Origin of the sequence: Bacillus sp. 165 (assembly GCF_017742235.1) — a bacterium.
Lineage (GTDB): Bacteria > Bacillota > Bacilli > Bacillales > Bacillaceae_G > JAGHKQ01.
In genome coordinates this window covers 689,376-701,068 of sequence record NZ_JAGHKQ010000001.1, presented here as the reverse complement: position 1 = coordinate 701,068, position 11,693 = coordinate 689,376, and the positions used below count along the sequence as shown (strand labels likewise).

The 11,693-nt window shown below is 37.5% G+C and carries 11 protein-coding genes; 9 read left to right on the top strand and 2 right to left on the bottom strand.

What is annotated here, in order from left to right; translation table 11 throughout:
• The first annotated feature begins 404 nt into the window (after nucleotides 1–404).
• The 4 genes from J7Q84_RS03560 (at nucleotide 405) to J7Q84_RS03545 (ending at nucleotide 5,395) form a co-directional block, all read left to right on the top strand.
• Nucleotides 405–3,269: a 2-oxoglutarate dehydrogenase E1 component gene (locus tag J7Q84_RS03560; RefSeq protein ID WP_481747527.1), complete on the top strand. Its 2,865-nt coding sequence runs from the start codon at nucleotides 405–407 to the stop codon at nucleotides 3,267–3,269.
• A 72-nt stretch (nucleotides 3,270–3,341) separates the two neighbouring features.
• A complete protein-coding gene (gene odhB, locus J7Q84_RS03555) occupies nucleotides 3,342–4,595 on the top strand; it encodes a 2-oxoglutarate dehydrogenase complex dihydrolipoyllysine-residue succinyltransferase (RefSeq protein WP_209092996.1) in 1,254 nt (417 codons plus the stop codon).
• Between the two features lie 246 nt (nucleotides 4,596–4,841).
• A complete protein-coding gene (locus J7Q84_RS03550) occupies nucleotides 4,842–5,162 on the top strand; it encodes a hypothetical protein (RefSeq protein WP_209092995.1) in 321 nt (106 codons plus the stop codon).
• 86 nt (nucleotides 5,163–5,248) lie between these two features.
• Entirely contained in the window at nucleotides 5,249–5,395 is a 147-nt protein-coding gene (locus J7Q84_RS03545) for a hypothetical protein (RefSeq protein WP_209092994.1), read from the top strand.
• A gap of 34 nt (nucleotides 5,396–5,429) precedes the next feature.
• Here J7Q84_RS03545 and trhA read toward each other — a convergent pair whose 3' ends face one another.
• A complete protein-coding gene (gene trhA, locus J7Q84_RS03540; protein ID WP_209092993.1) occupies nucleotides 5,430–6,077 on the bottom strand; it encodes a PAQR family membrane homeostasis protein TrhA in 648 nt (215 codons plus the stop codon).
• Between the two features lie 144 nt (nucleotides 6,078–6,221).
• Here trhA and J7Q84_RS03535 point away from each other — a divergent pair, with 144 nt between their 5' ends.
• The 3 genes from J7Q84_RS03535 to J7Q84_RS03525 all read left to right on the top strand — a co-directional run bounded on the left by J7Q84_RS03535 (nucleotide 6,222) and on the right by J7Q84_RS03525 (nucleotide 8,519).
• Nucleotides 6,222–6,797, top strand: coding sequence for a DUF1836 domain-containing protein (locus tag J7Q84_RS03535; RefSeq protein WP_209092992.1), 576 nt, complete (start codon nucleotides 6,222–6,224; stop codon nucleotides 6,795–6,797).
• Between the two features lie 417 nt (nucleotides 6,798–7,214).
• Nucleotides 7,215–7,817, top strand: a complete 603-nt coding sequence (locus tag J7Q84_RS03530) for a DedA family protein (protein ID WP_209093120.1) — start codon at nucleotides 7,215–7,217, stop codon at nucleotides 7,815–7,817.
• Between the two features lie 15 nt (nucleotides 7,818–7,832).
• A complete protein-coding gene (locus tag J7Q84_RS03525; RefSeq protein WP_209092991.1) occupies nucleotides 7,833–8,519 on the top strand; it encodes a TerC family protein in 687 nt (228 codons plus the stop codon).
• A gap of 34 nt (nucleotides 8,520–8,553) precedes the next feature.
• Here the strand turns inward: J7Q84_RS03525 and J7Q84_RS03520 are convergent, their stop codons facing one another.
• Nucleotides 8,554–9,387 carry a mechanosensitive ion channel family protein gene (locus tag J7Q84_RS03520; RefSeq protein ID WP_209092990.1) on the bottom strand — a complete coding sequence of 278 codons (834 nt, stop codon included), beginning with the start codon at nucleotides 9,385–9,387 and terminating at the stop codon, nucleotides 8,554–8,556.
• A gap of 157 nt (nucleotides 9,388–9,544) precedes the next feature.
• On the opposite strand from J7Q84_RS03520, the gene J7Q84_RS03515 reads away from it, so the two are divergent.
• Complete coding sequence (locus J7Q84_RS03515; protein ID WP_209092989.1) at nucleotides 9,545–10,675, top strand: cation:proton antiporter; 1,131 nt, start codon at nucleotides 9,545–9,547, stop codon at nucleotides 10,673–10,675.
• A gap of 91 nt (nucleotides 10,676–10,766) precedes the next feature.
• Complete coding sequence (locus tag J7Q84_RS03510; RefSeq protein ID WP_209092988.1) at nucleotides 10,767–11,621, top strand: MurR/RpiR family transcriptional regulator; 855 nt, start codon at nucleotides 10,767–10,769, stop codon at nucleotides 11,619–11,621.
• Nucleotides 11,622–11,693 lie beyond the last annotated feature (72 nt).

The following is an 11,693-nucleotide window of genomic DNA, read 5'->3' as shown; positions in this document are numbered from 1 at the left end:
ATATCAAAAAAATATGTTGGAAAGTATGGGCGCGAACAAAATGTAAGATAAATAAATGAGAATATATTTGTTATAATTGTGTAATTCGTTAAAAGCCTTTCTAAATTAATAAGCGATTGCAGACCAAATTTTACTATATTTAGAGAATATTTAAATATACTAACTTCTGTTGATTATCATCAAAAAAAGGAAGAGTTTGGTTAGAAAAATTATTTTTTTCTTTTTATAACAATAGATACTCATAAATTATAGATTATTCAAAAAAACTGATGTAAAATCATATATGTAGGTTGATTAGAATTTTGCTATAGAAAAAAACCTATTTTAGAAAAGCTGCAATTTTTAAAATGAAACTCTCGTTAGTTCATTATTTATTTACATTAAGCAAGGCATCATTGGAGGAATTGCGAATGGAGAAAACTAAACAAAATCCTTGGAGAAGTTTTCACGGGCCAAATCTAGGCTATGTAGCTGAACAATATGAACGGTACGTGAACGGTACGGGTTCTGTTGATCCAGAATTACAAGAATTATTTTTAAACTGGGGGTCACCACTTTCTGTGGAGACTAATGATATTGAAACAGCCATTGAACATGTGTCTAATATTCCTGATAGTCTAGTGAATATGCGAAAAGTGCTGAAAGTAGTAAGACTTCTCGAAGATATTCGTTCATATAGCCATTTAGAGGCAAAAATTAATCCGTTAGAGAGTAATGTAAAAGAACCTAGCTTTTTAAATTTAGAACAGTATGGCTTAAGCGAAGAAGAATTGAAAGCGATTCCAGCTCATTTAGTATGGGAGGATGCACCTCAAGAGGTCAAAACGGCCTTGGATGCAGTGATACGTTTGAAAGAAGTTTATGTTACTTCGCTAGCTTATGAGTTTGATCACGTCCATAGTATCGAGGAAAGACAATGGTTAAACAGAATGGTGGAGACGGGAACATTGCGCCGTTCGCTATCAAAAGAAGAACGATTAGACCTTGTAAAGCAATTGACAGAGGTAGAAGGGTTTGAACAATTTTTACATCGTACGTTTGTTGGTCAGAAACGATTCTCCATTGAAGGCTTGGATATGCTTGTGCCAATGCTTAATGAAGTAATTCGTGAAGGAGTTCATGATGGTGTCCGAAATGTTATGATTGGGATGGCACATCGTGGACGTCTAAATGTACTCACTAACGTATTAGGAAAGCCATATAGTAATATTTTTTCTGAATTTCATCATTCTCCAAATAAAGATCTTGTACCATCGGAAGGTTCAAGAGGAATCAATTACGGATGGACAGGAGATGTCAAATACCATTTAGGTAGAGACAAGTCCATTGGTGAAGAAGAAACTGTTCGCGCATGTGTTACTTTAGCTAATAATCCGAGTCACTTGGAATTTGTCGATCCGATTGTGGAGGGCTATGCGAGAGCTGCACAGGAAGTACGCAACAAAGCTGGTTACCCTGAACAAGATGTTTCTAAATCATTTGCAATTTTAGTTCATGGGGATGCGGCATTCCCGGGTCAAGGAATTGTATCAGAAACTCTGAATTTAGGTGGGTTAAAAGGGTACCAAACAGGAGGAACTATTCATATTATTGCAAACAATATGGTAGGTTTCACGACAGATAGTCATGATTCTCGTTCTACAAGGTATGCAAGCGATTTAGCTAAAGGGTTTGAAATTCCAATTGTTCACGTTAACGCTGATGATCCTGAGGCTTGTTTTGCAGCTGTTTACCTTGCGTATCAGTATCGTGCATGCTTTAAAAAAGACTTCCTTATTGATTTAGTAGGGTATCGACGCTTTGGTCATAATGAAATGGATGATCCTTCAGTTACCCAACCGCAAGTTTACAAAAAAATTAATAAGCATCCAACTGTAAAAACATTGTATATAGAACAATTGAAGGCTCAAGGCTTAATGACCCAGGAGGAAGCAGAGCAAATCCAGCGTCAGGTTCAAGATACATTACAGACTGAGTATGATAAAGTGGTAGATAAAGGAAGAGATGAGACGGTACACGAAGTAGAGATACCAGTGGAAATCGCTAATGGAATTCCATATATAGAAACAGCTGTTTCACTTGATACACTTCAGGAATTAAACAGTGAACTGCTTAAATGGCCGGAAAACTTTAATATATATCCAAAATTAAAGCGTATTCTAGAGCGTCGTGAAGGCGCATTGAAAGAAAATGGTAAGGTGGAATGGGCAGTAGCTGAGGCATTGGCATTTGCTTCAATTTTAAAAGACGGCACACCGATTCGTTTATCTGGACAAGATTCAGAACGTGGAACGTTTGCCCAGCGACATGTCGTGTTGCATGACACTGAAACAAACGAAACTTTTTCACCTATGCATTGTCTTCCACAAGCGAAAGCTTCTTTTGGAGTCTATAATAGCCCACTTTCAGAAGCGGCAGTTGTCGGTTTTGAATATGGCTATAATGTGTTCGCGCCTGAAACACTAGTTATGTGGGAAGCGCAATACGGAGATTTTGCTAATACAGCTCAACCTCTTTTCGATCAATTTGTTTCATCTGGAAGAGCTAAGTGGGGGCAAAAGTCAGGACTTGTTCTTCTTTTACCACATGGATATGAAGGACAGGGACCTGAGCATTCTAGTGCTCGTCCGGAACGTTTTTTACAGCTTGCTGCTGAAAACAACTGGACAGTTGCAAATTTGACGAGTGCAGCGCAATATTTCCATATTTTACGTCGTCAAGCAGCTATTTTGGGAACAGACATCGTTCAGCCATTAGTTATTATGACGCCAAAAAGCCTGTTGCGTAATTCGTTAACTGCTTCTACTGGAACAGATCTTGCTGAGGGGGCATTCCAAAAGGTATTAGAACAGCCGCAGCTTGGCAAAGAAGTGAATAAAGTAAAGCGTCTGGTTTTAACAACAGGTAAGATGGCTATTGATTTGGCTGCTGAAATAGAGTCTAACAAAACAGAGCTACACTTAGATGAATTGCATATTGTTCGAATCGAACAATTATATCCGTTTCCTAAGCAAGAAGTGGAAGCAATTGTTGAACGTTATCCTAATTTGGAAGAGATTGTATGGGTTCAAGAAGAGCCGAAGAACATGGGAGGATGGCATTATATTGCCCCGATTCTGTTTGAACTGGCTTCCGGTCGCTTAAAAGTAGACTATATCGGACGCTTGGATCGTTCAAGTACTGCAGGCGGTGACCCAATTGTTCATAAAGTCGAACAAGAACGTATTATTCATCAAGCTTTGACAGTACGCTGTCTGCTTCATAGCTAGAAATAAAACAGTAATCCAATGAAAATAGACATATCTAACAAGTTGTTTAAGGGACAAGGGAGGATATAAAGCATGATTGAAATTAAAGTACCAGAGCTTGCAGAATCCATTTCAGAAGGAACCATTTCACAATGGCTAATTAAGGTTGGAGAAAAGGTTGAAAAAGGGTCTAGCGTAGTGGAGCTTGAAACAGATAAAGTTAACTTGGAAGTAATTGCAGAATATACAGGTATGTTGACGAAAGTGTTAAAGGAACCAGGAGATACAGTAGAAGTAGGCGAAGTAATTGCAATTTTGGAAGACGGAATAGCAGTGCAAACGCAGCCGGTAACTGAGCCAGAACGTCCAGTAGAAGAAGCTCCTAAAGAAGTAGAAAACAATCCTGTGCCGCAAGCAGAGGTTGAACGTCCAATGGAACGCCCTATCGCTTCGCCCGCAGCGCGTAAAATGGCAAGAGAGCTTGGAATTGACTTACGTCAAGTACAAAGCAGCGACCCGTTACTTGGCAGAATTCGTCCGCATGATATTAGAGCGCACGTTGGAACACAGGAAGTAAAAGAAGAACCGAAAGTAGAAAAGGCTAGTCCAAAGCCAGCACCTGCACAAGCAACAATGAATACGGATAAACCGATGGAACGTGTAAAAATGTCCCGCCGTCGTCAAACTATTGCAAAACGTCTGGTAGAAGCACAACAAACAGCGGCTATGTTAACTACGTTTAACGAAGTGGACATGTCAGCTGTTATGAATTTAAGAAAAAAACGCAAGGATATGTTTTTCGAGAAACATGGTGTGCGTCTTGGATTCATGTCATTCTTTACAAAAGCTGTTGTGGCGGCATTAAAGCAATATCCTCTATTAAACGCTGAAATTCAAGGGGACGAGCTTATTTTGAAGAAGTTTTATGATATTGGTATTGCTGTAGCGGCTCCAGAAGGGTTAGTAGTACCTGTTGTACGCGATGCAAACCAAAAGAGCTTTGCTGACATTGAACGTGATATTAATACACTTGGTCAAAAAGCACGTGAAAATGCTCTTACATTAAAAGAACTACAAGGCGGCACGTTTACGATTACAAATGGAGGAGTATTTGGTTCATTACTTTCCACACCAATTTTAAACAGCCCGCAGGTAGGAATTCTTGGAATGCATAAAATTCAAACAAGACCGATTGCTATTGACGAAGAGCGAATTGAAAATCGTCCTATGATGTATATTGCTCTATCTTATGATCATAGAATTGTAGATGGAAAAGAAGCTGTCGGTTTCTTAGTAAAAGTAAAAGAATTACTGGAAGATCCAGAATCTTTATTGTTAGAAGGATAAAACATGAAAAGGACGCATCTAAGAGATGCGTCCTTTTCATGTTTACTGAAAAAGCGAGGGGAGCCGCCGATATATTGTAAAGTTCGCGGATAGAATAGCTGAGCATCATAAAAATACAATCAGACGGTATGTTTGTGTATATATTCTCCTCTTATTTGAATGTTGGGAGCAAGCATGTAGGCTTAAAAAGAATTAAGTAAGGTGTATTAGGTTAAAATGATACATAATAGCAACGAGGTGATTGTCATGAAGAATGAAATTTTGAGACTAGTGCCAGAGACAGTCCGTCAACTGCTTCAAAAAGAAGTTGAGCAGGGGGACCGGCATGTCATTGATTTAGTCTTGGATGAAGTAATGGCTTACAAGTTCGTACCAGAAGAAACTGTCCCTTGTATTATGGCAGCTTATTATGTATATGAATCAACATCCTATTCTGAAGAAATGGATGAGGCGAATAAACTTCGTTTGGTATTTCATACAGCAGTCCGTTCAGCAATGAAGCTCTTGTCATATGGCAAGTATAAAGCGGAGCGATCAGAAAGTGGATGGATGAAGTATACGCAGTAATAATATGCTTGTTCACATTAGGGAAAGTTTATTCAATAAACTTTTTATTTTTTTACTAATACTACATATAGCGGAGGTGATATAGTATGGGAAGAAATCAAAATCCACATACAATCAAGAAACAGCGTGCTAATGGTCCGCATGACTTAGCACATACAGTTATTGGCGCTGATGGTTTTTTTACCCTCAAGAAATCCAATGATGAAGTTCTATATTCGCAAAAACACAAGTAAAGAAAGCGCCCCGCTGTATGACGGGGCGCTTTCTTTACAGAACAAAGAGGAATACACAGAGAAAATGAGCTAAGCTTCCAAGCAGGATAAAGATATGAAAAATTTCATGAAATCCCATATATTTAAATTCTAGAAACTGGGGCTTCATTCCGTATATCACACCGCCGATTGTATATAAAATGCCTCCAAGTATTAAAAGGGATAGAGCGATAGTGTTTAAAGCAGCAGAAAGGGGGGAAACGGCCAAAATAATAATCCATCCCATTCCGATATACAATGCTGTAGATAACCAACGTGGACAATTAAACCAAACCATTTTAAATGTAATTCCGCATATCGCTATGAACGTGACAATGGAAAATAAAAGCCACCCTATTATGCCATGTAAGCTAATCAAACAAAACGGCGTATATGACCCTGCTATTAACACGAAAATCATAGAATGGTCCAATCGCCTCAGAAATGCGAGAACCTTGTCTTTAGCTATGACCATGTGATATGTAGCTGATGCAGCATATAGGAGAATCATACTAATTCCAAAGATTATAACAGCTGCTATTGTCAGGAAGGTTGGTGTAGTGATGGCAGCTTTAATCACCATGGCGAGAAGTCCTATAAAGGATAAAATAGCTCCGGCCAAGTGTGTCAGTCCATTAATCGGTTCACGAATATAATAGTTCATGTTCCTATGCCCCCTTGAAATAAGTATGTAGTTTTAAATACTACTTTTCATTATATAGATAACACATTATGTAGTCAATGTTTACCTTGTGTGAAAATTTAGTTATAATAATTGTATAAAAAATAGTAAAGCAGGGGTTGTGTAGTGGGAAATATAAATGAAATTATTACAGAGCTTGGATTAGAAAATAGCCTTATTTTAGAGGATATTCCCAATATAGATTTATATATGGATCAAGTTATCCAATTATTTGAAAGTAAATTCAGTGAATCAAGGAGAACAGAAAATGAGAAAGTTTTAACAAAAACAATGATAAACAACTATGCGAAAGGAAAGCTCTTCATCCCTATCAAGAATAAGAAATATTCTAGGGAGCACCTCATTTTAATCAGTTTCATTTATCATTTAAAAGGTGCGTTATCCATAAATGATATAAAAATTGTTTTAAGTGGAATAAATGAAAAAATTTTAGAAGGTAAAATGGACTTAGATGCTTTTTATCGCAGTTATCTCAGTCTTTCTGCCGTAAATGTTGAGAATTTTAAAGAGGATATACAGCAGCACTCAGCAGAAGCAAGTGAAGCACTAATAAATATGGAGGAGGGTACTTCGGAGTTATTAGAGAAGGTATTATTGATTGCGTCCCTTGTCCACATTAGTAATTTATATAGAAGAGTAGCAGAAAAGCTTGTAGATGAAATAACTGAGGTAAAGAAATAGGCTATTGACTTATATGTTAAAACACCTTATCATTACATCTATAAACTGAATATGTTCACCCATAAAGGGGAGTAGCTTTTACAGCAAAGTCGTCATTACAGGGATTGTTCCCTCGGCTTTGTTGGCAACTATGACGTTGTTAGCAAGACCTTTACCTGTTACGGTAGAGGTCTGTATTTATTTAGGACCTTTTACCGAATCGGTAAAAGGTCCTTTTTGCGTAGAAAGGAGGAAATACTCATTTAATGGACCTTTGTCTATTTTAGTCATCTTAGGATTGGTTCCTTTTGATATCTCTCCAGACGTTGTAACGGGTTTTAGGTGGCTCGTTTTACTCTTTTAGTACTTGGCAGTAACTATATGATAGGGGCTCCAAAGAAAATAGGTTATGTAAATGGAAAATGTGGTGATTTAGTGATGGAACAATTACTGCTATCTTTGATTGAGTATTTAAAGCAGTTTTCTTATTTTGGAGTTGTGTTTGCGTTAACGTTTGAGTTTGTTCCTGCGGAGCTTGTACTGCCTCTCGTGGGATATTGGGTATATCAAGGTGATATGAATTTCTTTTTAGCAGTCTTAGCAGGAACTCTTGGCGGAACGACGGGCCCGTTAACTTTGTATGCATTAGGTTATTTTGGAGGCCGACCTTTGTTAAATAAATACGGTAAATATTTTTTCATTAAGGAAGAACAATTAAATAAAGCGGATGCTTTTTTTGCAAAGTATGGTACCGCTATTGCTTTTTTGGGCCGCTTCATACCGGGGATACGGACTATTATTTCATTCCCATGCGGGATTGCAAAAATGAATATCTGGATGTTCTCGCTGTATACGTTTGCTGCTATGCTTCCGATTACAGCGTTATACGTATATTTAGGAATGCAGCTAGGAGAACATTGGGAGCAAGCAGGAACATTAGCGAAGCAATATATGCTGCCACTTTCGTTAGCCATTGGAGGCATCAGTTTGTTTCTTATTTTTAACCGAGCTAGAAGGCTAGTAACAAAAATAGATAAATAAAAGGGAGAGTGTACTATGGAGCTATTTTCATTAGAATTTTTGACAGCACTTCTGTCCATTATTATGATTGATCTCGTATTGGCTGGAGATAACGCGATTGTGATTGGTCTTGCAGCAAGAAAATTACCTCAAGATCAACAAAAGAAAGTTATTATTTGGGGTACTGTCGGAGCAGTTATTATTCGTGCGTTAGCAACACTGGCTGTTGTGTGGCTATTGAAAGTTCCAGGTCTGCTTGTCGCAGGAGGAGTGTTGTTAATCTGGATTGCATATAAGCTGTTAGTAGAAGAAAAAGGGCACGATATGAAAGCAGGTTCTACATTTTGGGGAGCCATCCGTACGATTATTATTGCAGACGCACTAATGGGTTTAGATAATGTGTTGGCTGTGGCAGGAGCTGCACATGGAAGCTTTTTATTAGTGGTATTAGGTTTGATTATCTCGGTGCCAATTATGGTTTGGGGAAGCCAGATGATTTTAAAGCTGGTAGATCGCTTTTCTTGGATTATTACTGTTGGAGCGGGCGTTCTTGCTTGGACTGCATCTAAAATGATTGTGAGTGAACCGTTTTTAAAAGGATACTTTGACAATCCTGCCATAAAATATGGTTTTGAAGCATTAATTGTTCTTGTAGTAGTGCTTTTAGGGACAAAAAACAAAGGGAAAGAACAAAACAATGATTCACTAAAGGGAGCTTCTTAAAATAAAGGCACTAGTCGACCGACTAGTGCTTTTTCTATGGTATCATCCGTTTTACTTCTGCTAGTGTAATGTTGTGCTCTCGTAATGTAGTAGCAAGCGCCATTTTTACTTGCTGCACGGCGGGAACATAATCCGTATCTTTTATAGTGGCTGCAATGGAGAATTTGTATCCGTAAGGGGACGAATCTAAAGAGGATAATCCCCAATAGGAAAAAGCTTCGATTGGTTCTCCAAACCCATCTTTCAGCAAAACATCGTGTAGCAGAATATTAAAGTGGTCGCAGATTTTCTCTAGCACTTCCTTTACTATTTCCGGATCTTCTTTAAAGTCTACAATTACACTTTCAAAAATACGTCTTTGCAGTACATTTCCGTTTACTACTTTGCGTACTTCACCATTAGGAACAGTCATTAGTTTTCCATTTAAAAGGCGGATACTCACAGCGCGAAACCCTAATTCCTCGATGGTTCCTCCCTGCTGATCGTCATTGATATGGACAAAATCTCCCTTACGAAACTGCCCTTCAAATAAGAAAAAAAAGCCATATAAAAAATCTTTAATAATAGACTGAGCTCCGAAGCCGACAATTGTACCGATAATTCCGCCGGCGAGCAGAAGCTGCCCCACATTAACAAATGGACGAAGGATTAGTAAAAGGATAATCGTAAATAATAAATACTTTATTGTATTACGAAATACACTTTGAATGGTTTCTGCTCTTTTTGGTTCAATAAACGTAGCTCTTTTAAAAAAGATGCGAAGAGTGTGCTGCAAAATATAAAAAATTATATATAGGATAAGGATTAAGATTAGGGCATTAAAAATATCGGATTTATCTATGTTAATGTTGGGTAACAGCGATTCCAATATTCTTCAACTCCTATTGTTTACAGTTGTAAGAAGATTTTTTCCTATTTTTGTTCCTAATAATAAAGGGAAATATTGTGAAGAATGGATTAAAAGAGGAAACAGATACTAATAGGAAATGTATCGTATGTTTATTTAGGTATAAGGAGAGGATAACATGCTATTTTATTTAGAGCTTGTTATTATTTTATTAAGTACAAAGTTGGCTGGTGATATCAGTGTCCGTCTTGGCCAGCCGGCGGTGCTAGGGAAGCTGTTAGTCGGTATTTTAATTGGCCCTGCAGTATTTGAGCTTATTGAAACATCAGAATTGATAGATGAATTAAGTGAAATCGGAGTTTTATTATTAATGTTTATAGCCGGTTTAGAAACGGATTTAGAGGAGTTAAATAAAAATCGCAATGCTTCGTTTGCGGTTGCAATTGGAGGAATTATTCTCCCGTTTGTCGGAGGATATGGTATTGCATTATTACTAGGAATGAAGCAGGATGAGGCGATTTTTTTAGGTTTGCTACTCTGCGCGACATCGGTTAGTATCTCTGTTCAAACAATTCGTGATTTAGGAAAGATGAACTCGCGAGAGAGTACAACTATACTAGGAGCTGCTGTATTCGATGATGTGATTGTCGTGATTTTGCTTGCATTTGCTATGAGCTTCCTTGGTTCTCAAGATGTCAATTTAACTGTAATTATCGTGAAAAAGCTTATTTTCTTTGTCACTATCGTTTTCATAGGCTGGAAAGTTGTCCCGCTTATTATGCGCTGGTTGTCTCCTTTACGGGTGACCGAATCTATTATAAGTGCTGCCTTAATTGTTTGTTTTTCAATTGCTTACTATAGTGAAATGATGGGAATTGCTGGAATTATTGGTGCATTTGCAGCAGGGATTGCAGTATCACAAACAAGCTATAAGCACGAGGTAGAGAAAAAGCTTGAGCCAATTGCTTATGCTATTTTTGTTCCTATTTTTTTTGTTAGTATCGGAATGACTATTTCATTTGAAGGGATTGGAAAACAAATTTGGTTTATTCTTATTGTAACCATCGTAGCAATCCTTACAAAGCTGATAGGATCAGGCTTTGGGGCTCGATTGTCCGGATTTGATTTGTCTTCTTCTTTTGCTATCGGAGCAGGAATGGTATCGCGAGGAGAGGTAGCTTTAATTATTGCGGCTATCGGTTTAGAAGCTGGCCTGTTGGCTCAAGAATATTTTACGGCGATAGTAATAGTCGTTATTTTAACGACCATTGTTACTCCACCTATGCTAAAAAAGGCATTTGGCAAATAAATAGTATATAGAGACAGAACAATTTTTTTTGTCAGTGTTCTTCATTTAGTGGTATGATTTTTTCAGTACTAAGCCAGGGGGGCCAGAAAGGTTGAAGCATTTATCAATTTTATCAAAGATTAAAAATAATATGGAGCAATTTACGCATGCGGAGAAAAAAGTAGCTGTATATATAATGGAAAATGCAGAGATAGTTCCAAATATGACGACTAAGGATATTTCTAAAAGCTCCGGTGCTAGTGAGGCGAGTGTTGTCCGTTTTTGTAAAACCATCGGCATAGGCAGCTTTAAATCGTTTAAGTTAGCACTTGTGCGTGATTTGACCGTAGCAGATATGAATATCAATGACTTTTCTGTTATTGACAAAAAAGATTCGCCTTATGATTTATTCAATAAAGTTACATATGTTAATAAAGCTGCTATTGAAGCAACGGTCTCTACATTGGATAAAAAGGAACTCGAAAAAGCTACAGAGGCTCTCTTGGGAGCAGAAAAAATTTTGTTTTATGGAGTAGGCGGGTCAGCAGCTTCAGCAGTGGACGCAGCATATAAATTTACAAAGCTAGGTTATCCATCTATGTTATCTTTAGATTTTCATATGATGCTCCCAATGGTAGCAAATCTTCATAAAGGAGATGTAATGGTAGCTATTTCAACATCAGGTCAAACGAAAGATATACTAGAACTAGTTAGATTTGCTAAGAAAAAAGAAGTGACTGTTTTAGCAATTACAAAGCTAGATAAATCGCCGCTGTATAAAGAAGCAGATATTTGTCTCTGCACACCGGATATAGAACAGGATTACCGTGTTGGCAGTATTGCATCTAAAATTGCACAATTAAACATTATAGATGCTCTTTATCTCATTATTTTCAATAAAGTTGGGGGAAGTATGATTAAGCAGTTTCATGAAACAAGGGAAGAAGTGGTTAAGCTGAGACGATAATAATGAAATTAAATTTCATTATTAAACCTATTTTTATTGACTTTTTATTTCTTATTGGTAAAATAAAATTGT

Excerpts from the sequence above, each read along its gene's own strand:
- odhB (WP_209092996.1), top strand. The coding sequence starts at position 3,342 with ATGATTGAAATTAAAGTACCAGAGCTTGCAGAATCCATTTCAGAAGGA.
- J7Q84_RS03550 (WP_209092995.1), top strand. The coding sequence starts at position 4,842 with ATGAAGAATGAAATTTTGAGACTAGTGCCAGAGACAGTCCGTCAACTG.
- J7Q84_RS03545 (WP_209092994.1), top strand. The coding sequence starts at position 5,249 with ATGGGAAGAAATCAAAATCCACATACAATCAAGAAACAGCGTGCTAAT.
- trhA (WP_209092993.1), bottom strand. The coding sequence starts at position 6,077 with ATGAACTATTATATTCGTGAACCGATTAATGGACTGACACACTTGGCC.
- J7Q84_RS03530 (WP_209093120.1), top strand. The coding sequence starts at position 7,215 with ATGGAACAATTACTGCTATCTTTGATTGAGTATTTAAAGCAGTTTTCT.
- J7Q84_RS03525 (WP_209092991.1), top strand. The coding sequence starts at position 7,833 with ATGGAGCTATTTTCATTAGAATTTTTGACAGCACTTCTGTCCATTATT.
- J7Q84_RS03515 (WP_209092989.1), top strand. The coding sequence starts at position 9,545 with ATGCTATTTTATTTAGAGCTTGTTATTATTTTATTAAGTACAAAGTTG.